Here is a 20,395-nt window from a genome sequence, read left to right on the forward strand (position 1 = left end):
GGCACCGACGACGACAGCGAGGGCCGTCCCCGTGGGCGGCCCTCCCTAGGATGAACCCATGTCACTCCCGCACGCGATCCTCACCGCCCTGCTCGAAAGGCCCTCGTCGGGACTCGAACTCACCAGGCGGTTCGACAAGTCGATCGGCTACTTCTGGTCGGCGACGCATCAGCAGATCTATCGCGAGCTGGGAAAGCTGGAGTCCGAGGGACACATCCGCGCCCTGCCGTCCGCGCAGCCGGCCCGGGGACAGAAGAAGAGCTACGAGGTGCTGCCCGCGGGCCGCGACGAGCTGGCCCGCTGGACCGCCGTCACCCAGGACCCCAAGCCCCTGCGGGACACGATGCTGCTGCGGCTGCGGGCCTCGGCCGTCGTCGGCACCGCGGGCATCGAGAGTGACCTGCGGCGCCATCTCGCGCTGCACCAGCGGCAGTTGGCGGAGTACGAGGAGATCGAGGAGCGGGACTTCCCACCCGGCAGGAACGCTCCCCAGGACCGTCTGCGGCACTTGGTGCTGCGGGCCGGTATCGACCTGGAGACCTTCTGGACGCGGTGGTTGAGCCATGCGCTGGAGGAGTTCGAGCACCTGGGTGACCCGTCCGCGACGCGGGAGGGGACGAGCCCGGGGCCCGCGTCCGACCCGCCCGAGGAGGAGCGCACCGCGTCGGGCTGACACGACGAGGAGCGCTCCGCGTCGGACGGGCGGCCGCGGGGGACCGGGATGTCAGCGCCGGTGGGGCTCGGACCTGCGGCGCAGGAACCAGGCCGTCGCCACGACGCCCGTGGTCACCAGGGCCCCGCCGGCCACCGTGGTGGCCGTGCCGTGGTCCGTGGCCGCCCCGCCGAGACCAGCCAGCACCCCGCGGGTCGGCACGGCCGTCGGTGGGACGGTGGGTACCGAAGACGCGGGGGACGCGGGGGACGCCGAGGACGGCGAAGGCGCCGAGGGTGCGGCGGACGCCGACGGGGCCGAGGGTGCGGCGGACGCCGACGGCGCCGACCGCGAGGGGACGACCACGTCCCGGGTGCCCGCGGTCCGCCCGTCCTGGCAGAGCACGATGACGGTGTACGTGCCGGCGTCGACGTTCGTCCACACCGCCGACTGACCCGCGCTCGTCCCGGACAGCGACATCTGTCGCCCCTGGGAGAAGTTCGACTGCCCGCTGGAGAGCAGGGAGGCGCTGCCGAAACCGCCGTCCACGCTCCGGCAGGCACTGGTGGTGACCGTGACCTTGGAACCGACGGCGGTCACGGAGATGCCCGAAGCGGCCGCGACGCCGTTCGCCGTGGCCAGGGTCAGCGAAAGCGCGGCGACGGCCAGGGCCGGCCCCGAGCGGCGGAAATCCCGAGTAGTGCGCATTGGACCGTCCTCCGGCGGCACGGTTGGCGGGACGTCCGATGCGCCGCCGGGGAAGGGAAAGGCCCGTGCTGCCCCAGGACGAGCCAACGTGCCCCCGGTCGGGCCCGCATGCGGACGGGACCGGGCAGGTGACGAATTCCTTCATCCGGCGGACGGGCGCCTCGTCAGCGGCCGTCCCGAACGAGCGGCCGCCTGCCCTCCAGCCCTCTCCGCCACCTGCCACCCGGCATGCCCCGCACGTCAGCCCCCGCCCGTCGTCACGGACCGTTCCGCCGAGAACCCGCCCCAGGTCCCGTCCGGCAGTTTCGCCCGCAGCCGCACCCGGTGGGCGACCCCGGCGTCCCGGCCGACGTAGAAGCTGTACGTCGACCTGCCACGGGGAGGCGTGCCGCCCCAGACGAGCGAGGTCGCCTGGTGGCCGTCCAGATCGATCCGGTACTCCGTGATCACCCCGTCCGTGCGGGGCGGGATCCAGGACAGGTCCAGGTAGTAGGCGCCGTCCGTACGGTGGGCGCTGACGCGGAAGCCGGTCGGCGCGGTGCCATGGCCGTCGCCCGCGCCCGCTGCGGTGGCCAGCCGTACGGCGGCGCTCGCGGGGGAGAGGTTGTCGGCCGCGTCACGTGCCCTGACGGTGAAGGAGTAGTCGGTGCCGGGGCGCAGCCCGGTGACCACCGTGGCGGTCTGCGCGCCGCCGACGCTGTGGATCTGCGAGCCGCCCTGGTAGATGTCGTACGAGGCCACGCCCCGGGCGTCCGTGGACGGCGACCACTCCAACTGCGCCGCCCGGCTCCCGACCGCCTTGCCGTGCGGCCGTCCGGGGCGGCTCGGCGGGACGCGGTCGGCGGCGACCGCGGCCGGTGTGGTGGCGCGGACCTCGGCGCTCGGCGGTCCGGGGTTCCCGGCGGAGTCGAGGGCCCGGACGGTGAAGACATAGGTCGTGGACGGAGCGAGTCTGGTGACGTCCACCATGTGTTCCGCGCCGGGCACCCGATCGACCTTGGTGGTGCCGCGATATACCTCGTAGGCGGTGACCTCCGGCTTTCCGGAGACCCGGTTCCACATCACGTGCACGCTGGTCGAACTGCCCGCCGCCGCGGTGACTCCCATCGGGGCCGGGGGCAGTGGTCCGCCGGGACTGTCCGCACCCCCGGCGCACGAGGTCAGGACGAACAGCGAGCCGCACACCAACGCCGGGAAAACGCGTCGCACGGGTCTGCCTTCCCTCGACGGGATTGGTCTGTACCTATAAGACACGGCTGACGCGGCCACATCAAGGGGACGGACGGGCGTTCGTCGGACCGCCGTCGGCTACGTATGCTGATCCCTGATGCGGTGCGAACTTGCCCACCAGCCAGGGGAGTTCGCACCCGCGGCGCGGACCGCTGTCGTCGCTGTTCCCGCGCCGGCGAAGGCGGTCGAGCGGCCCGAGCCGACCGAGGCTCGGGCCCTCGGCCGCGGTACGCCCCCGCCGGGCCCGCCGTGCTCCTTCCGGCCCTCCCAGGTGGACGCGCTGTCGGACGCGCCCCAGATTTGGTGAAAGCCCGTCAACGTCTCCCGGGAGAGGGTCCTTCATCGTGCGTGCCCGACGTGCCCGACGTGCCCGACGTGCCCTGCGTGTCCGGTCGCTCACGCTGGCCGCGGCCGGCGCCGTCGTGCTCGTACCCGCGCTGTGCGCCGCCGCCGACCCTGACCCCACCGCGCCGGCGGCGGGGGAGGGAACCGTACGGGCCGCCGATCTCCTGGCGAAGGTGCGGGACTGCGTTCCCGTGTCGAAGGGGCGATATCGCACCGACGAGGGCACCCGCGCCGAGATCCCCGTCTGCGGGGCGCCGGGCGTCGTCTTCTGGAAGGCCGACATGGACATCGACTGCGACGGGCGTCCCGGGGCCGTGTGCAATCGTCGGACCGACCCGCTCTTCTCCGCGGCCACCGCCTACCGGCAGACGGACGGGCGCTACTTGAGCGCCGAGACCCTTCCGTACGTCGTCGTGCCCGCCCCCAGCCGCCTGTGGAACCACCGCGACGACGGGATCCGCGGCGGGTCGGTGGTCGCCGTGATCTACCAGGACCGGGTCCAGTACGCGGTCGTCGGAGACATCGGCCCGCGCCACATCATCGGCGAGGCCTCGTACGCCACCGCCAAGGCGCTCGGGATCGGCGCCGACCCGCGTCACGGCGGGACGGCCTCAGGGGTCACGTACATCGCCTTCAGGAACTCCCGTGTGAAGCCCATCGAGGACCACGCGGCCGCCCTGGCGGAGGGCGAGCGGCTGGCCAGGCTGTTCCTGCGGGACGGATGAGCGGGGTCCTGTGCCCGGCCCCGGTGGGCTGCCCGGGGCGACGCCGGTGTCGTGGCGGAGGCAGACCGGTCCCGCGGAGCGCGCGCCGGACGGGGAGCCCCCGGGCGTGAACCCGGGGGCTCCGGAACCGGGGCCCCCGGCCCCGGCTCCGGTCGTGGAACGACGGGCCTCGGCCCTCCGCCCGTATGTCCCTTCGCGCGCGCCTCACGTCTTCCCGGTTCAGGCCTTCCGGTACGTGTACGCCTCCGCGGCCGCCGCCTCGACGGCCGCGAGGTCCGCACCCGCCGAGGCCGTGACGACCGCGGCCACCGCGCCTTCGACGAAGGGCGCGTCCACCAGGCGGGTGTTGCCGGGCAGTTCGTCGCCCTCCGCGAGGAGGGCCTTCACCGTGAGCACCGCGCTGCCCAGATCCATGAGGACGGCCACCCCGGCGCCACGGTCCACGGAGGCGGCCGCCGCCGAGATCAGTTCGGCGCTGGTGCCGAGGCCGCCGTCCGCCGTGCCGCCGGCCGGGGCGACGGGCGCGGTGACGCCGCCGCCCGCGAGCCCCGTCGCCAGTTCGGCGACCGAGGCGGCGACGGCGGCGCTGTGCGAGACGAGCACGATGCCGACGAGCTTGTCCGCGGTGTTGTCGGAGTCACTCACCGGACGCCTCCACCAGTGCGCGGATCAGCAAGGACGACGAGGTGGCGCCGGGATCCTGGTGCCCGATGCTCCTCTCGCCGAGATAACTGGCCCTGCCCTTGCGGGCCCGCAACGGGATCGTGGCCGCGGCGCCCTCCTCCGCGGCCGTGGCCGCGGCGGCGAAGGAGTCGGAGAGCGCGTCCACGGCGGGCACCAGCGCGTCGATCATCGTCTTGTCGCCGGGTGCGGCCCCGCCCAGCGCCATGACCGCGTCGACACCGGCCCGCAGCGCGTCGGTGAACTGATCCTCGGAGACCTCGGCGGCGTCCCCGAGGGCCTTGCCGGTACGGCGCAGCAGGGTGCCGTACAAGGGCCCCGACGCGCCGCCGACCGTGGAGATCAGCTGTCGTCCGGCGAGTGTGAGAACGGCGCCGGGGGTATCCGGCGCCTCCTTCTCCAGCACGTTCACCACGGCGGTGAACCCGCGGTGCAGATTGCTGCCGTGGTCGGCGTCGCCGATCGGCGAGTCCAGCTCCGTGAGCCGCTGGGCCTCACGGTCCACCGACGCGGCGGTCGCCGTCATCCAGCGGCGGAAGAAATCGGCGTCGAGCACAGAATCTCCTTGCGTGGTACCAACGTTGGGCCGATGAGAAGAGTCGTGGGCCTGCCCGCGGTCGTGGTCGTGACCCTGGCTGTGGCTGTGGCTGTGGCTGTGGCTGTGGCTGTGGCTGTGGCAATGGCCGTGGCCGTGGCCGTGGGCTGCCGGGCGGCAGGCCGGTTCACACGCCCCAGCGCAGCCCCGGTGTCTTCACCGGCGCGTCCCACAGACGCAGCAGTTCCTCGTCCACCTGGCACAGCGTCACCGAGGCACCGGCCATGTCCAGCGAGGTGACGTAGTTCCCGACCAGCGTGCGCGCGACGGGGACACCGCGCTCGCCGAGCACCCGCTGCACCTCCGCGTTGAACCCGTACAGCTCCAGGAGCGGGGTCGCGCCCATGCCGTTGACCAGGACGAGGACGGGATTGCGCGGGTTCATGTCCTCCAGGATCGCGTGCACCGAGAAGTCGGCGATCTCGCGCGAGGTCATCATCGCGCGCCGCTCCCGGCCGGGTTCGCCGTGGATACCGACGCCCAGCTCCAGTTCACCGGGCGGCAGGTCGAAGGTGGGGCTGCCCTTGGCGGGAGTGGTGCAGGCGTCGAGCGCGACACCGAAACTCCGGGAGTTCTCGTTGACCTGACGGGCCAGCGACTCCACCCGCTCCAGCGGGGCGCCCTCCTCGGCCGCGGCGCCCGCGATCTTCTCCACGAACAGCGTCGCGCCCGTGCCGCGCCGGCCGGCCGTGTAAAGACTGTCGGTGACGGCGACGTCGTCGTTGACCAGCACCTTGGCGATCTGGATCCCCTCGTCCTCGGCGAGTTCGGCCGCCATGTCGAAGTTCAGTACGTCACCGGTGTAGTTCTTCACGATGAACAGCACACCCGCGCCGCTGTTCACGGCGGCGGCGGCCCGCACCATCTGGTCCGGCACCGGAGAGGTGAAGACCTCGCCCGGACAGGCCGCCGACAGCATGCCGGGACCGACGAATCCGCCGTGCAGGGGCTCGTGGCCCGAGCCGCCGCCGGAGACGAGGCCCACCTTTCCGGCCACCGGGGCGTCACGCCGTACGATCACGCGGTTCTCGACATCCACCGTGAGGTCCGGGTGCGCGGCCGCCATACCCCGCAGGGCGTCCGCGACCACCGTCTCCGCCACGTTGATCAGCATCTTCATGGGTACCTCCTGGTGAGCGTAAGAGTGGAGCCCGTGACCTGCGTTCTCGCCCGTTCGTTGGGTAGGGAGGGTGTCCGGTTCCGGCGGTCGTCGGTGCTGAGGGCTCGTCACTGCGAAGTATCGGTCTTGGAAGGGCGATGGTCACGTGTACCGACACGCTCGGGTCGGTTCGGGTCGAGTACCGGCCGGTTCGGACGGTCCGCGGCCGCTTTCGCCGTCCGGGGACGGGGGCCCCTGAAGGGCGCGCCGCCTCGGTGCGGCGGGGCGGGGCAGCGGTCGCCGTCGCGGCGGACGGCGCCGTGGTGTCGCCGGCCCCGCGGACTCGCTAGTGACCGGCGGCTGATGGATCCGGCAGCGGATCTCCCTCGTCCCGACGGGTGCACGGGAACGACGGAGAGGGCAAGGGGCGGGACGGACATGGTGTGGCGTGGCGGGCGGGGATGGTACGGCCGGGCACTGGCGACGGTGGTCGGCGTGACGGCGGTGGCCGCCGCGACTTCCGTGTGGAGCGCGCAGGCCGGGCCCGTCGAGAGCAGGCCCGGACGAACGGAAGCCGCGGCCCGGCCCTTCCGGCCGCACGCCCAGGGGCCCGCGAGAGCGCCGGTGTCGGTGGCCATCGCCCATGCCTCCGACCACGGCGCCCGGGGTGTCGACATCACCGTCGACGACGGACCGGACCCGGTCTGGACACCGCGGGTGCTGAAGGTGCTCCGGGAGTACGGCGTGCAGGCCACGTTCTGCATGGTGGGAACGCAGGCCCAGGCGCACCCGGACCTGGTCAGGGCGGTCGTGGCGGCAGGGCACCGGCTGTGCGACCACACCGTGTCGCACGACACCACCATGGACACCAAGTCCGAGTCGTACCAGGCGCGGCAGATCCTGGACGCCGAACGCATGATCACCAAGGCGTCCGGGGGCGTCCGGCCGCAGTACTACCGGGCCCCGGGCGGCGCCTTCACGCCGTACAGCCGCGAACTGGCCGCCTCGCACGGGATGCGGCCGCTGGGCTGGAACGTCGACTCCAAGGACTTCGAACGGCCCGGCACCGACGTGCTGGTCGCCACCGTCAAGCAGGAGATCTCCAACGGCCCGACCGTCCTCTTCCACGACGGGGGTGGCGACCGCTCCGAGACCGTCCTCGCCCTGCGCGAGATCCTGCCGTGGCTGAAGCGGCAGGGGTACTCCTTCGGCTTCCCCGTGCGCTGACCCGCGAGGCGCGTGGTCAGGGCCGCGGCGTCCTCTGGTCGTGGACCCTGAGGGTGCCCCGGTCGTTCTCCCGCAGCGCCCGGCCGATGATCAGACGCTGGATCTGGTTGGTGCCCTCGAAGATCTGCATCACCTTGGCCTCCCGCATGTAGCGCTCGACCGGGAAGTCGCGGGTGTATCCGGCGCCCCCCAGTACCTGGACGGCGTCGGTGGTGACCTTCATGGCGTTGTCGGTGGCGATCAGCTTGGCGATGGACGCCTCGCAGCTGAAGGGGAGTCCCTGGTCCTTGAGCCGCGCGGCGGCGAGCGTGGTGGCCCGGGATGCCTGCACGGCCGCGGCCATGTCCGCGAGGACGAAGGCCAGCCCCTGGTGTTCGATGATCGGGCGGCCGAAGGTCTCCCGCTCGCGTGAGTAGCGCAGCGCGTGGTCCAGCGCTCCCTGGGCCAGGCCCGTGGCCACCGCCGCGATGCCGAGGCGGCCGCAGTCCAGTCCGGCGAAGGCGATCGCGAGGCCCTGCCCCTCCTCGCCGATCCGGTGCTCCACGGGAACGCGGACGTTCTCCAGGCGCACGGTGGCGGTGGCCGACCCGGTCAGGCCCATCTTGTGCTCGGGCGGATCGGCGATGACGCCGGGGGTGTCGGCCGGGACGAGGAAGCAGGAAATGGCCCGCGAGCCCGTGTCGGACGTCCGCGCCATGACCGTGTAGAAGTCCGCGTGCCCGCCGTGCGTGGTCCACGCCTTGGCGCCGTCGAGCACGTAGTGGTCGCCGTCCCTGACGGCCCGCGTGCGCATCGCCGCGGGGTCGGATCCGGCATGGGCCTCGGACAGGCAGTAGGCGCCGAGCAGTTCCCCGCCGAGCATGCCGGGCAGCCACTTGTCCTTCTGCTCCTCGCTGCCGAACGCGGCGAGGGCGAAGCAGGACAGCGCGTGCACCGAGACGCCGACCGCGACGCTGGCCCACACGGCGGCGATCTCCTCGACGACCTGGAGATAGACCTCGTACGGCTGGCCGCCGCCGCCGTGCTGCTCGGCGTACGGCAGGCTCAGCAGACCGGCCCGGCCGAGGGTGCGGAACACCTCGCGGGGGAACTTCTCCTCGGCTTCGGCCTCGGCGACACGAGGGGCGAGCTCCTTCTCGGCGAGCTCGCGGGTGAGGCCGATCAGGTCGACGGCTTCCTGGGCGGGCAGCGTTCGGGTGGCTGGCATGGTGATTCCTCGGTCGCTCGGAGAAATAACGATACGGCGATCGATACAACAGTATCGTTTTTGGTACCGTATAGCCATGCAGTCCAGAGATGGATCCGCCGGCCCGCTCGCGGGCCTGCGCGTCCTGGAACTCGCGGGACTCGGGCCGGCTCCGCACGCGGCCATGGTGCTGGCCGACCTGGGCGCCGACGTGGTGCGGGTCGAGCGGCCGTCCGGCCGGGCGCTCAGCCTGGGACCCGCCGGCGCGGCCGACGCCGTGCAGCGTGGCCGCCGGTCGGTCTTCGCCGACCTCAAGAATCCCGCGGGACGGGCGTTGGTGCGAGGCCTGGCGGCGCGGGCCGACGTACTCATCGAGGGTCTGCGGCCCGGGGTCGCCGAGCGGCTCGGGGTCGGTCCGGACGACTGCCGCGGCGCGAACCCGCGGCTCGTCTACGCCCGGATCACCGGATGGGGGCAGGACGGGCCGCTCGCCGGGGATCCCGGGCACGACCTGAACTACATCGGTCTCACCGGCGTCCTGCACGCGATGGGCCGGGACGACGGGCCGCCGGCCCCGCCGCTGAACCTCGTGGGGGACTTCGGCGGCGGATCCATGCTGCTGGTCGTGGGGGTCCTGGCCGCGCTCTGGGAACGCGCCCGATCGGGCGCCGGGCAGGTCGTCGACGCCGCCATGGTCGACGGCACCGCGCTGCTGGGCCAGATGGCGTACGCGCTGCGCGGCATGGGGCAGTGGTCGGACGAACGGAGTTCCAACCTTCTCGATGGAGCCGCGCCCTTCTACGACACCTATGCGTGCGGCGACGGCAAGTACGTGGCCGTAGCCGCACTCGAACCGCAGTTCTTCGCGGCCCTGCTCGACGGGCTCGGTCTCGCCCCCGCCGACCTGCCCGCGCAGGGCGACCGTGACGGGTGGCCGGTGCTGCGGTCCCGGTTCGCGGGCAGGTTCGCCTCCCGCACCCGTGACGAGTGGGCGGAGCACTTCGCCGGGACCGACGCGTGCGTCACGCCCGTGCTCACCTTCGCCGAGGCGGGCGCGCACCCGCACATGGTGGCCCGGCGCACCCTGGTCGAGGTGGACGGCATCCTGCAGGCCGCGCCCGCGCCACGTTTCTCGCGCACCCCCAGCGGCCCGCCCTCGGCACCCCGCGCGGCGGGCGCGGACACCGAGTCCGTGCTCCGCGACTGGGGCGTCGAGTCCTCGCCCCCGGCGGTGCGGTCAGGGTGAGACGGCGTGCACGATGAGCGAGGCCAGCTCCGCGTACGCCTCCGCGTCGCTCAGCCCGGTGCGCGCGGCCACCTCGCCGCGCTGGATCTCCTGCATGGTGGCCGCCACGACCTCGCCCACGAACGCGGCATGGACGTCACGGAAAGCACCCGCGGCGACACCGTCCGCGATCAGCTGCCTGATCCGGGCGGCGGCGAGGCGGGTGTTGGCCTCGTACACCTCACGGGCCGGTTCGAACTGGGCCATGTCGTCGAGGAATCGCCGGGACAGCGGCCGCAACCGCTCCGCCACGCCGTTCAGATAGACCACCACGCGGTCGGCCGGCGCCGAGGTGTCCGCCACCTGCTTCTCGATGGCGGACGCCGCCTCCCGGAAGTAGTGCTTCACCGCCTCGCGGACCAACTCCTGCTTGCTTCCAGCGAGTTGGTACAGCGTCGTCTTCGAGCAGCGCAACCGCTCGGTCAGCTCGTCGAGCGTGAACGATGCGAACCCCTCCGCCGCCAGCAACGCGACGAGCCGTTCGAGAAGGTCTGTCTGGCGCGCTGTTCGACGTGTGGACGGCATGACCTCAGCGTAACCGCTCGCCTTCGCCGGGCCGGATCCCGTAGGGAAGCCCGAGCCGCCGTGCTGCGCGCGGGGCCGAACCTCGGCGACCCGTCGGCTCGCGCCGCTCCCCACGGCCGGCCTGACCCGCAGGGCACCCCTTGACCCGGATCATTCGGGTCCCGCCCGCGGCAGGCCGGCCGAGGACGGAGCGGCAGGCCGGCCGAGGACGGAAATGACTGGTCCACCGGTCCCGCCGGTCGGTAGCCTCCGTCCATGATCGAGGACAGGGAGGCGGAAACGCCTCGGGAGGTCTGCTGGCGGGGCAGGGGCGTCGCCCTCGCGCCGCTCGACGTCGACGACGCGGAGCTGATCCACGGCTGGCGTTCCGACCCCGTGGCCGCCCACGAGATCGGCATATGGCCGCGTTCCCTGTCCGCCGTGCGCGAGCGCGTCGAGCGAGACCGCGACGAGCACGACCGCGACGACTTCCTCGTCCTGCTCCCGGACGGCACGCCGATCGGCCACATCGCCCTGACGGACCAGGACATGGTCGACGGCACGGCCGAGATCATGCTGGTTCTGGACCCCGCCCACCGCGGCCGGGGCCACGGCACGAACGCCGTCGACGCGCTGGTCGACCTCGCCTTCGGTGAACTGCCCATGCACCGCGTCCAGGCGGTCACCCACACCACCAACACCGGGGCCCTCGGTGTCCTGGCCGGGGCGGGGTTCGTTCAGGAGGGGGTGCGCCGCTCCGCCTGCCTGCACCGGGGCCGCCGGTACGACGTCGCGGTGCTGGCCCTGCTCCGGGAGGAGTGGCAGGAGCTCACCCGACCCCGGTCATGGGACGTGCCGGTCACCGGCCGGTGACCCGGGCCGGGGATTCCCCGGTGGTTCGCTCCCGTACGGCGTGATCCAGGCTGCTCCGCCCTCGCTTCGCACGCTCCCGGACCTGCCGGGCGGATCCCAGGCGATCCCCGGTCCGGCGAACGAGCTCGTGCCCGGGTCAGGAGGGGCGCACCGCGGCCCGCCGCTCCAGGATGTCCAGGGCCCGTTCCGCCCACCGGATGTTCTCCTCCTCGAAGGAGCGTCCGCGCATCAGGGTGAGATAGGGGCCCACCCGCCCCGCGCGGGCCAGGAACTCGTCCTCGGTGAGTCCGTCCAGCAGGCGCGCGCGCAGCCGCTCGTAGCGGGCCAGCTTGGCGCGCGCCCACTCCAGCCGTTCGGCGATCGCCGCCCGTACGGCCGCGTCGTCGCCCGCGTCGACGGACTGGACCTTGACCAGCAGTTCGTCGCGGATGGCGGTGGGTTTCGGAGGGGCCGCCGTGAACGCGCGCAGGGCGCCGCGGCCCGCCGCGGTGAGGGAGAAGACCCGCTTGTTCGGACGCCGGTCCTGCCGCACCAGTCGGGCCTCGATGAGTCCCTCGGACGTCATCCGCTCGAGCTCCCGGTAGAGCTGCTGCGGGGTCGCCATCCAGAAGTTGGCCACCGAGGCGTCGAACTCCTTGGCCAGGTCGTATCCCGACGCCTCACCCTCCAGGAGCGCGGCGAGAACCGCGTTGCGCAATGCCATGGGCCAAGGCTAGACGGCACACACCCCCACGACTAATCTCTTACGCACCTATTCAATTAGTTGACTATGAGAGCGGGGACCACCGATGCACCCCTTCCGCAAGGCCGTGGAGGCCGGCGACCTCGCCGCGGTCGAGGAGCTGCTGGCCGACGACGTCGTGTTCACCAGCCCCGTCGCCTTCAAGCCCTACCCGGGCAAGGCGATCACCGCGGCCATCCTGCGCGGCGTCACCCGCGTCTTCACCGACTTCCGCTACGTACAAGAGATCGCGGGTGCCGACGGCCGTGACCACGCGCTGGTCTTCACGGCGAAGGTGGGCGACAAGGAGATCAACGGCTGCGACTTCCTGCACTTCGACGAGGACGGCAGGATCGACGACCTGATGGTCATGGTCCGCCCGCTCTCGGCGGCCCATGCGCTCTCCGAGGCCATGGGCGCGCAGTTCGAGCGGATCTCGCGGGAGGCGGCGGAGGCCGGGGAACGGTGAGCCGCGCCCCCGGGGGCCGGTCGTCCACGTGGTGTTTGGCGTGGCCCCCGAGGGCTACCCGCGCCGGGTGACCACGACGACGAAGACGAAGCCGACGACGAAGCCGAAACCGAAGACGAAGCAGACGTCCGCACCGGCGTCCGAGCAGGCACCGATCCGCTTCCTGGAGGACCGCTTCGACTGCGCGCAGGCATGCGCCGAGTGCGCCCTCGCCTGCGCGCTGCGGGCGAGCCGTATCGATCCCGACGGACCCGAGGTGCGGCAACTCGCGCGCCGTATGGGCCTCATGTGCGCCGAGGTGTGCGACGCGACCTGCCTCGTCCTGAACGGGCAGCACCACCGGGGCGAGGCGGGCATCCGTGTCCAGGTCGAGTGGTGCCGGTCCGTCTGCCGTGAGTGCGCGGACGTCTTCGACCGGTGTCCCGGCGCACAAGTGAGTGCGCGGGCCTGCCGCGCGTGTGCCCAGGCGTGCACGGACTTCCTCGCGACGCTGCTACCCGCCTGAGCCGCCCGCTTCCGCCGACGGGGCGAGCGGCCGTCCGGCCCGTACGTTCCAGCGCCCGGAGCGGCCGCTGAACTCGGTGGCGGTCAGAGGCGGTACGTCGACCCGCCAGAACGCCGACTCCGGTGCGCCCAACACCCGTACCACCAGCGCGCGTACCACCTCCGGCTCCACCACGGCGACGGTCCGGCCCGTCAAGCGCGCGGCCGTGTCGAGGCAGCCCGCCACCCGGTCGCAGAACGCCCGCACCGACTCACCGCCGTGCGGTGCCGCGCCGGGATCGGCCAACCACTGGGCCACCGCCTCCGGTTCCTTGGAGCCGACCTCCTCCAAGGTCGCGCCACGCCATCGGCCGACGTCCAGGCCGGCCAGCTCCGGGACGTCCAGGACCCCGTCGAGGCCCAGCGCGTCGGCGGTCTCGCGGCATCGCACGGTGGGGGAGACCCACAGCCGCTCCGCGCCCGGGACCGCGCCCGCGGCGGCCCGCGCGAGCCGCAGCCCCGCGGCGTCCACCCGGCCCCCTTCGTCGAAGCGGGCCTCCCGCAGGGCCGCGCCGATCGCGGCTGAGATCAAGATCACTCGGCTCGTCATACGTTCACTCTCGTGCGCTGTCGTGTTCGCCCGTGCCCGAAACACCCTGCCGGAACAGGGAATCCGCCGACGTCTCCCCGGTTCCGGGGCGCAACGGCGTTGCTGTCACGCGCCCTTGGCCGGGCCCCGGCTTCGCGGTACGGTCTGGATGATATTGACGACGGTTCGGCGGAAGTCCGGTGGGAGTCCGGCACGGTCGCGCCACTGTAAGCCCAGCGCACGTCACCCCTCCCAGGGGCGGCGGAGGTCGAGCGAGTCAGACCCGCGGCCGTCGTCCTGTGCACCACCGAGACGGGACGCGAGTTCCCCAGGAGGTACTGCCCCATGGCGCAGTCCGTCGCCCAGCCGACCGCCACCCCCACCGCCGTTCCCGCCAAGCTGCCGATCGGCGCGATCGTCCCCTGGGCGGTCTTCTTCGGCGTGCTGATGCTGGTCCTGCTCTACTTCGTCGGCGCCGAACAGGGCGCCACCTCCCTCGTGTCCGGCGAGAACGTCCACGAGTGGGTGCACGACGCCCGCCACCTCCTCGGATTCCCCTGCCACTGACGGCCAGGACAGAAGGGGGCGCCCGCCGGGGCGCCCCCTTACGCATGTCACCGCCATTCCCTATTTCTGGAACACGTTCTACGGTGTGCGCCGTCAGGTCCCGCCTTGGGGAGCCAGGAGGCGCCGTGCATCTCGAATACACGCCGGAGCAGCAGCGGTTGCGGACCGAACTGCGTGAGTACTTCGCCGAGCTGGTGCCCGACAACGCCTATGCCCGGTACGGCGATCCCGCGGCGCAGAAGCGGTTCTACCGTGAGACGATCCGCCGCCTCGGCACGGACGGCCGGCTCGGTGCGGGCTGGCCCGAGGAGTACGGCGGCAGCGGGCTCACGCCCATGGAGCAGTTCATCTTCTTCGACGAGGCCGCCCAGGCGGGCGTACCGCTGCCCCTGATGGCGCTGAACACCGTCGGACCGACGATCATGCAGTTCGGCACCGAGGAGCAGAAGGGCTACTTCCTGCCCAGGATCCTCTCCGGCGAGATCGACTTCGCGATCGGCTACAGCGAGCCCGACGCGGGCACCGACCTGGCCGCGCTGAAGACCCGGGCCGTACGCGAGGGCGACGAGACCACCGGGCACTACACGGTCAACGGGCAGAAGATCTGGACGACGAACGGCGACACCGCCGACTGGGTGTGGCTCGCCGTCCGCACCGACCCGGACGCCCCGCCCCACAAGGGCATCACCATGCTCCTCGTACCGACCTCCGACCCGGGTTACTCCTGCACCCTCATCAACACCCTCGCCTCGCACGACACCACCGCCAGCTACTACGAGAACATCCGCGTCCCCGTCTCCCGCCGGGTCGGTGAGGAGAACAAGGGCTGGCGGCTGATCACGAACCAGCTCAACCACGAGCGCGTCACCCTCGCAGCCCACGGCACGATGGCGATCCGTGCCCTGCACGACGTCCAGCGCTGGGCCATGGAGACCAAGCTCGCCGACGGCCGCCGGGTCGTCGACCTTCCCTGGGTGCGCCGCCGGCTCGCGCAGACCCACACCCGGCTCGACGCCATGAAGCTCCTGAACTGGCAGATGGTGAACGCCGTCCAGCAGGGCACCCTCACCCCGCAGGACGCCTCCGCGGTCAAGGTGTACGGCTCCGAGGCGCGCCGGGACGCGTACGCCTGGCTCATGGAGATCGTCGCCATGCCGGGTGTCCTGAAGGAGGGCTCGGCGGGCGCCGTCCTGCACGGCGAGCTGGAACGCGGCTACCGGTCGGCGGTGATCTTCACCTTCGGCGGCGGCAACAACGAGATCCAGCGCGAGATCATCTCGTGGATCGGGCTGGGGATGCCACGGGTGCGGCGTTGACCTGCTTGTGACGAGGCTTTTTAGTTGGCACAAAAGCGGGACAGTTGGCACCGTGGCGAGGTGCGGACCGGCAGGGTAGCGGACCTGGCTTGCAGACTGTCTGAGGCGGCTGACCTGCTGCTTCCTCAGGGCTGGTGAGGTTCGGGCGTGCTGCGCGTTCGTGTCTCCTACTGGATGATCGTGCGTGCTGAGACACGGAGGCGCAGATTCTGGTCGCAGGGAGTCCCGAGTCGTGTCTAGTCTCAGTTGTCCGCGCCAACAGAACTGCTCGCTGCTTCGTCCCTCTGGGTGAGGCCTGTTGTGATCCTCACGCTAAGGTCAGCCCCGGATCAGGATGTCGTCAATGCGGATCTGGAGGCTGGCTCCACGGTCGCAGGCGCTCGCCAGATGCGCCGCGTAGACGTCGAGTCGTCTACGGAGATGGAGCCGGGCACCGCGCAAGTCGTCTCCCTGGAGAACGGAGAGTTCCCTGGTGAGCAAGGTGACGTCACCGCCGTTGCGCTCGGATTCACGGATGACGGGGCTGTGGACAGGTTCGCCCTGAGTGGCTCCGCTCCATGCGAGGGCGGCTCCAATCTCAGGGTCGCCCTGCTCGTGAAGTCTGCGGAGGCGAGGGATGCCGGCAGTCAGAAGGTGCCACTCTTCACTCGCCATGCGCCACTCGGCCAGGCGCTGGCGGCGGTTCGCGTAGTTGATTCGGTCCTGGGTGACATCGAGGTGGTCTGCGATTTGGTCGACTCGTCGGTCGAACTCAGACCACAGCTTAGGATCGAAGCGTTTGGCGAGGCTGGATATGAGCTTGGCGGCCATCTTCGGAGTCAGGTCGAGGACCTCGGCGCTTCGGGGCCAAGAGGCGCCGGTGATGAGTCTCACGAGCCGGATAGAGGCGGCGCGGCGCAGCGCGCGCACCCTGGGGCGTTGGTCTTCTGGCATGTGATCGAGGAAGCCATCGAAGTAGGTGTCGAACCAAGGTTTCGGCAGGTAGGCCGGGACTTCCTCAACCGAGAACCGGTGCTTGCGGGCCGGTGTCCGCAGGTTGCGTAGAGTGGCGAAGAACTCGTCGAGCGGGGTGCTGAGGGCGTGTGCGAGGGCGTGCCAGGTCTTGAGAGTCCCGATCGTGCGGCCCTGCTCGATCTCGATGAGAGTCCGTCTGGCGAGGCCACTACGGGCGGCGAGCTCGTCATAGCTCCATCCTCGGGCCGCCCGCAGGCGCGCGAGCTCCAGGCGGAGTGCCTCGAAGTCCGGATCGGGCGGAAAGATCGTCACTTGACCATCCGAAGGTGCAGACCCCTGCCCTGTCAGTGCAGACCTCTGCCCTATTTCCTCAGGTGGCAGCGTTGGGTGAGAGGGCAGACATCTGCACTACCGTGTGCGGCCGTCGCTCTCTCTTGAGCGGGCAACGGCGCGGGACAGGACTGGGAGGAGCGCGCGCCCTATGAGGCTCCGCACAACACACCCGACGATGCGGCGTGCCTGGATTGTGGAGCTGCGGCCCAGTTCTGGCGGGCCGCAGCTTGTGTGTCAGCAGTGCGACCACCGGGACGCCCTGCTCGCTGCCGTATCCGCGCGCTCCGCGGCGCTCGAGCATCTGGCTGGACATGCTCGGCGCAACCTTCTGCCGATATACCTGCGCACCTGTCAGTGCCATGAACGAGGCTGCCGCTGGCACCCCCGGCACCGCGGCTGCGCCGGTCCGATCCGTTTGCTTCTGGCGCGCGAGCGGGGTGGACGGCTCTGGCGCCTCGCCGATGCGTGTACGGCCTGTGCGTCGGTGACGGAGCAGGCCGCCATGGTTCCGGAAACCTCCCTGCGTGCGGCCGTGGCGTCGTCGGACAGCGTCGCGAGGCGCCGCAAGCGACGGCCCAGGGTGCCAGGCGACCAGATTCGGGTCCGGGAGATGCTCAGTTACCTGGCCGCAGCCCTGCCGATCCACACCGGTGCCGGGGCCCGGCTGCTCGCCGTGCAGTGCGCACTGCGCATGGACTCTCAAGGACGGGTTCGGCTGCCGATCGGAGTCCTGCGCAGCCTTCGCCTCGGCGGCGATCCGCTGCCGTGGAGCGAACTGGAGCAGGCGCGGTGGCTCCGTAGAACGTCGACCATCCCGGGCTCTGCCAGCAGAGTGGTGGTTGCCCAGATCCTCGACGAAATGCAGTTTGCTCCCGCACGCCCAGACCGCAGGAGGGCTGCTGACTGGGCGCTGCGCATGGCGAAAGGGGGCTGCGCACGCACCGATGACACCCTTGTGCGGCTGACCTCCCTCTGCCTTGCGGCACACACGGACCGATCGGCCGGTCGAGGGTGTGCTGAGACGGACCGGATCGCGCGTGAGTGCGGACTCGTCCCTGCGGCCCTGTATCCGGTGCTCGACCGGATGGCGGCATCCCTCGCCTCCTGGAGCGTGGCCCTTGCCTCAGGGGACCTGCGCTGGGAGCTGCTGTCGAAGGGCCGCCAGTGTCAGCAGGCGGTCGCCAGATCGAGGGGCGCTGGGAGTCCCGAAGACTGACGTGACCCGCCCGGTGCTTGCCCCGTTGTGGAAGGGGTCGGTCGGCTGCAAACCTTTGCCCGTCCGCCCCGTCCTGAGTTGCTGCACCACGCCTGAGTCAGCTGCTTCGCATGGGTGGTCTTCTCGACCGCTCTGCCTGGTTGAGGAGGTGGCGGATCTTGGTGAAGAAGCAGTTGTCGAAGCTCGCCAGTGACAGGTCCGCGGGGACGGGGGAGCGACATGACCTCCTCCATCCCGTTGGAAACGACCATCAACGGCCCCGTCCAGCATGGGTTCGATATCGCTACCCAGGTTCGCTTCGGGCCCAAGTGGCATGTGCTGACCAGGGCCGTCACCGGGGCCATCGACCGTCCGTTCCTCCCTGGCGACGAGTTCATCGAGTGCATCCGGGCCGCGGACGGCACGGTGGAACTCGCCTGGAGGGTGGCGGAGCACGAGCGTGGTAGGCGAGTCACGATCGAGCTCGTGGACCTGCCCGGCTCCATCTCGTACACCTTCGAGGAGGTCCCCGAGGGCACCCTCTTCCGCCGAGTCGTCAACGACACGGACGAGGCACCGAGCGGGGTGGTGATCGCAGACACGGAGACCGCTCTGTGGCGAACCTGAAGGCCCTCGTGGAGGGCATCCTGGCTCAGGAGAAGAAGGGCCCCGTACTTCCCTCGAGCCGTCCGCGGGAGCAACCCCGCGTCGGCGGGGACGACGGAGGCGAATTGCGGGAGTCACGGCAACTCCTCGCCCGGGCTGCTCATGCCGGCCACCCGGAAGTCATCGAGCACTTGGAAAGCCTTCCAGCCCGGTAGCCTCAGCCTCCTGGCGTGGTCCGATCGCTGACCGTGGAGGATTGACTACCGCGAGACGCCGGTGCATCCGCACTGGCCTCCGAATCTGTACGGCGGCGCTCATCGAGTCGTAACGGCGTATCCATCCTCGGATGCGGCCTCGGGCTGCCCGGACTGCTCTGCTGTGCGAAGGATGTGGCCTCCGGGCCATACTTGGAGCCTGGGGCAATGTGGGCAGGGGGTTCTGTTGCAGCCGAGTAGGGGTGAGGTAGCGGCCGTCGTGGGCTTCGGTGGGCAATACGGGTTGGCCGCGCGCGTGGTGCTTGCCAAACTCCCGACGCTGGAATGGATCCGAGTGGCCGATCCTGAGGCTGGTGTGGCTGATGATTTCCAATTCAAATCGGGGCTGCGACGCCACGCATTGCAGGTGAAGTGGTCGCAGCCTGCCGGGTCGTTCACGTGGGCTGACCTGACGAGCGGAGAAGGCGAAAAGCCGGGCTTGCTGACACAACTCGCGGCCGCATGGGTGCGGTTGCGGTCGGCCTCACCGGAGCCCCTGACCGTCCACCTGTGCACGAACAATCATGCGTCGAAGACGCAAGCTAAAGGGGCGGGCCCGATTGCTCGCGCTAGGGCCACCGGCCCCCGCAGCCTGGCGACATTTGTGGCGCGCTCTTTTGACCCGGTACGGCTTGAAATCGCGCGAGGAACGGTGCAGTGGGCGGATCTGGCCATCCTCCCGGAAGTTGTCGACTGGGTGCCGGTCTGGGAGGCGCTTCGCACCCTCACGAAGCTGACCGACGACGATTTCGTTGCCTTCGTCGGCGATCTGGAACTGAGGTTCGGTCTCGTGCTCGGCGATCCTCTGCTGCGTCCTGATCACGAACCGGCTGACGGTGAGGTCGCGCATCTGGCGCACACGCTTGAGGAACTCGTGCGGGACCCGGCGCAGCCGGTGGAGTTGAGTCGTGACCAGCTGATGGAGCGCCTGGGCTGGCAGGAACGGTTGCGGTACCGCCACCCCCACCAGTTCCCGGTCCCGACGGTGTACACGACGAACGAGGTGGCCCGCCAGGCTCTGGAGGAACGGCTGAAGCATCTGCCGGGCGGCTACCTAGCCCTCGTCGGCCCAGCCGGCTCAGGCAAGTCAACCCTGCTGGCCAGCCTGAAGATTCAAGGACACGTGGCGCGCTACTACGCCTTCGTGCCCGACGCACCCGACCCGCTCAGCAGTCGGGGAGAAGCGGACAGCTTCCTGCACGACGTGTCGCTTGCTCTGCAGGAAAGCGGTCTGTATCGCCGGGGAATCGGTAACGATCTGCGCACCCAGCGCCTCGTGCTGAGCGACCAGCTTGACCAGGCCGGCCAACGGTGGAGGACACGCGGCGAGCGGACCATCGTTGTGGTCGACGGACTCGATCACATCCCGCGAGAGCAGAACCCGACGCGTTCTCTGCTGGAAGAGCTTCCCAACCCGGCGGCGCTGCCCGACGGGGTTTTCCTTATCCTCGGCACCCAGACCACGAGCATTCTTCCGCCCAGGGTGCGGACAGCTCTGGAGCAGGAGGACCGTATCGCGCTCCTGCCACCGCTGGCCGCTGAGGAAATCGAGTACCTGACCCAGACAGCCGGCCACGGTAGCTGGTTGTACTCCGGTCAGATGACGAAGGTCGTCGACGCCAGTGAAGGGCATCCCCTCGCCCTCACCTACCTCTTGCAGGAACTCAGCGCGCTGGAAGCCAATGAGCCCGACGAAGGAGTGCGACGTCAACTAGCCGACGGCCTACTCGCAGACGCATCACGTTACGGTGGCGATGTTGCCGCGCGCTATCGCGGGTACTTCCAGGCTGTGTAGGAG

The 20,395-nt window shown here is 70.8% G+C and carries 21 protein-coding genes, 1 pseudogene and 1 riboswitch; of the genes and pseudogenes, 12 read left to right on the forward strand and 10 right to left on the reverse strand.

Annotated features, from left to right (window positions below):
* Positions 1–58: 58 nt before the first annotated feature.
* The gene (locus ACFVTC_RS03185; protein WP_390123350.1) at positions 59–673 is read left to right on the forward strand and encodes a PadR family transcriptional regulator; all 615 of its coding nucleotides are present in this window, start codon (positions 59–61) and stop codon (positions 671–673) included.
* Positions 674–724: 51 nt separating this feature from the next.
* Here ACFVTC_RS03185 and ACFVTC_RS03190 read toward each other — a convergent pair whose 3' ends face one another.
* Positions 725–1,360: a hypothetical protein gene (locus ACFVTC_RS03190; protein WP_390123352.1), complete on the reverse strand. Its 636-nt coding sequence runs from the start codon at positions 1,358–1,360 to the stop codon at positions 725–727.
* A gap of 240 nt (positions 1,361–1,600) precedes the next feature.
* On the reverse strand, positions 1,601–2,569 hold the full coding sequence (locus ACFVTC_RS03195) for a fibronectin type III domain-containing protein (protein ID WP_390123353.1): 969 nt from the start codon (positions 2,567–2,569) through the stop codon (positions 1,601–1,603).
* Positions 2,570–2,970: 401 nt separating this feature from the next.
* Between ACFVTC_RS03195 and ACFVTC_RS03200 the strand changes: the two genes are divergently transcribed.
* Positions 2,971–3,660 (forward strand): glycoside hydrolase family 75 protein, encoded by a 690-nt coding sequence (locus tag ACFVTC_RS03200; protein ID WP_390123764.1) that lies wholly within the window; start codon positions 2,971–2,973, stop codon positions 3,658–3,660.
* A 219-nt stretch (positions 3,661–3,879) separates the two neighbouring features.
* Here the strand turns inward: ACFVTC_RS03200 and ACFVTC_RS03205 are convergent, their stop codons facing one another.
* From ACFVTC_RS03205 to dhaK, 3 genes are all read right to left on the reverse strand, one after another.
* Positions 3,880–4,305, reverse strand: coding sequence for a PTS fructose transporter subunit IIA (locus ACFVTC_RS03205; RefSeq protein ID WP_329285297.1), 426 nt, complete (start codon positions 4,303–4,305; stop codon positions 3,880–3,882).
* On the reverse strand, positions 4,298–4,897 hold the full coding sequence (dhaL, locus tag ACFVTC_RS03210) for a dihydroxyacetone kinase subunit DhaL (RefSeq protein ID WP_390123355.1): 600 nt from the start codon (positions 4,895–4,897) through the stop codon (positions 4,298–4,300). The genes ACFVTC_RS03205 and dhaL overlap by 8 nt, the downstream gene beginning before the upstream one ends.
* A gap of 166 nt (positions 4,898–5,063) precedes the next feature.
* Positions 5,064–6,056 carry a dihydroxyacetone kinase subunit DhaK gene (gene dhaK, locus ACFVTC_RS03215; RefSeq protein ID WP_390123357.1) on the reverse strand — a complete coding sequence of 331 codons (993 nt, stop codon included), beginning with the start codon at positions 6,054–6,056 and terminating at the stop codon, positions 5,064–5,066.
* 417 nt (positions 6,057–6,473) lie between these two features.
* Between dhaK and ACFVTC_RS03220 the strand changes: the two genes are divergently transcribed.
* Positions 6,474–7,262 carry a polysaccharide deacetylase family protein gene (locus tag ACFVTC_RS03220; protein WP_390123359.1) on the forward strand — a complete coding sequence of 263 codons (789 nt, stop codon included), beginning with the start codon at positions 6,474–6,476 and terminating at the stop codon, positions 7,260–7,262.
* A gap of 16 nt (positions 7,263–7,278) precedes the next feature.
* On the opposite strand, the gene ACFVTC_RS03225 is transcribed toward ACFVTC_RS03220, so the two are convergent.
* Entirely contained in the window at positions 7,279–8,469 is a 1,191-nt protein-coding gene (locus ACFVTC_RS03225; protein ID WP_390123361.1) for an acyl-CoA dehydrogenase family protein, read from the reverse strand.
* Between the two features lie 76 nt (positions 8,470–8,545).
* On the opposite strand from ACFVTC_RS03225, the gene ACFVTC_RS03230 reads away from it, so the two are divergent.
* Complete coding sequence (locus ACFVTC_RS03230; RefSeq protein ID WP_390123363.1) at positions 8,546–9,694, forward strand: CaiB/BaiF CoA transferase family protein; 1,149 nt, start codon at positions 8,546–8,548, stop codon at positions 9,692–9,694.
* Here the strand turns inward: ACFVTC_RS03230 and ACFVTC_RS03235 are convergent.
* Positions 9,686–10,258 (reverse strand): TetR/AcrR family transcriptional regulator, encoded by a 573-nt coding sequence (locus ACFVTC_RS03235; protein ID WP_390123365.1) that lies wholly within the window; start codon positions 10,256–10,258, stop codon positions 9,686–9,688. The two genes, ACFVTC_RS03230 and ACFVTC_RS03235, sit on opposite strands and share 9 nt — an antisense overlap.
* A 255-nt stretch (positions 10,259–10,513) precedes the next feature.
* On the opposite strand from ACFVTC_RS03235, the gene ACFVTC_RS03240 reads away from it, so the two are divergent.
* Positions 10,514–11,110: a GNAT family N-acetyltransferase gene (locus ACFVTC_RS03240; protein WP_390123367.1), complete on the forward strand. Its 597-nt coding sequence runs from the start codon at positions 10,514–10,516 to the stop codon at positions 11,108–11,110.
* Positions 11,111–11,246: 136 nt separating this feature from the next.
* On the opposite strand, the gene ACFVTC_RS03245 is transcribed toward ACFVTC_RS03240, so the two are convergent.
* Positions 11,247–11,813 carry a PadR family transcriptional regulator gene (locus ACFVTC_RS03245; RefSeq protein WP_390123369.1) on the reverse strand — a complete coding sequence of 189 codons (567 nt, stop codon included), beginning with the start codon at positions 11,811–11,813 and terminating at the stop codon, positions 11,247–11,249.
* Positions 11,814–11,898: 85 nt separating this feature from the next.
* Here ACFVTC_RS03245 and ACFVTC_RS03250 point away from each other — a divergent pair, with 85 nt between their 5' ends.
* Entirely contained in the window at positions 11,899–12,300 is a 402-nt protein-coding gene (locus ACFVTC_RS03250; RefSeq protein ID WP_390123371.1) for a nuclear transport factor 2 family protein, read from the forward strand.
* Positions 12,301–12,454: 154 nt separating this feature from the next.
* Positions 12,455–12,805, forward strand: a complete 351-nt coding sequence (locus ACFVTC_RS03255) for a four-helix bundle copper-binding protein (protein WP_390123766.1) — start codon at positions 12,455–12,457, stop codon at positions 12,803–12,805.
* Here the strand turns inward: ACFVTC_RS03255 and ACFVTC_RS03260 are convergent.
* Positions 12,794–13,393: a histidine phosphatase family protein gene (locus ACFVTC_RS03260; RefSeq protein ID WP_390123373.1), complete on the reverse strand. Its 600-nt coding sequence runs from the start codon at positions 13,391–13,393 to the stop codon at positions 12,794–12,796. The two genes, ACFVTC_RS03255 and ACFVTC_RS03260, sit on opposite strands and share 12 nt — an antisense overlap.
* A gap of 144 nt (positions 13,394–13,537) precedes the next feature.
* Positions 13,538–13,681, forward strand: a riboswitch (cobalamin riboswitch).
* 36 nt (positions 13,682–13,717) lie between these two features.
* Between ACFVTC_RS03260 and ACFVTC_RS03265 the strand changes: the two genes are divergently transcribed.
* A complete protein-coding gene (locus ACFVTC_RS03265; protein WP_168526353.1) occupies positions 13,718–13,939 on the forward strand; it encodes a CbtB-domain containing protein in 222 nt (73 codons plus the stop codon).
* 125 nt (positions 13,940–14,064) lie between these two features.
* Positions 14,065–15,255, forward strand: coding sequence for an acyl-CoA dehydrogenase family protein (locus tag ACFVTC_RS03270; protein WP_390123375.1), 1,191 nt, complete (start codon positions 14,065–14,067; stop codon positions 15,253–15,255).
* A gap of 1,041 nt (positions 15,256–16,296) precedes the next feature.
* Here ACFVTC_RS03270 and ACFVTC_RS03275 read toward each other — a convergent pair.
* Positions 16,297–16,521 (reverse strand): annotated as a pseudogene (locus ACFVTC_RS03275) (helix-turn-helix transcriptional regulator); the annotation flags it as partial.
* Between the two features lie 631 nt (positions 16,522–17,152).
* Here ACFVTC_RS03275 and ACFVTC_RS03280 point away from each other — a divergent pair.
* The 3 genes from ACFVTC_RS03280 (at position 17,153) to ACFVTC_RS03290 (ending at position 20,392) form a co-directional block, all read left to right on the forward strand.
* Positions 17,153–17,758, forward strand: coding sequence for a hypothetical protein (locus ACFVTC_RS03280; protein ID WP_390123377.1), 606 nt, complete (start codon positions 17,153–17,155; stop codon positions 17,756–17,758).
* Positions 17,759–17,977: 219 nt separating this feature from the next.
* Complete coding sequence (locus tag ACFVTC_RS03285; protein WP_390123379.1) at positions 17,978–18,364, forward strand: hypothetical protein; 387 nt, start codon at positions 17,978–17,980, stop codon at positions 18,362–18,364.
* A gap of 453 nt (positions 18,365–18,817) precedes the next feature.
* Positions 18,818–20,392, forward strand: coding sequence for an AAA family ATPase (locus ACFVTC_RS03290; protein ID WP_390123381.1), 1,575 nt, complete (start codon positions 18,818–18,820; stop codon positions 20,390–20,392).
* The last annotated feature ends 3 nt before the right edge of the window (positions 20,393–20,395 follow it).

It is taken from the genome of Streptomyces sp. NPDC057950 (genome assembly GCF_042887295.1).
Lineage (GTDB): Bacteria > Actinomycetota > Actinomycetes > Streptomycetales > Streptomycetaceae > Streptomyces > Streptomyces kaempferi.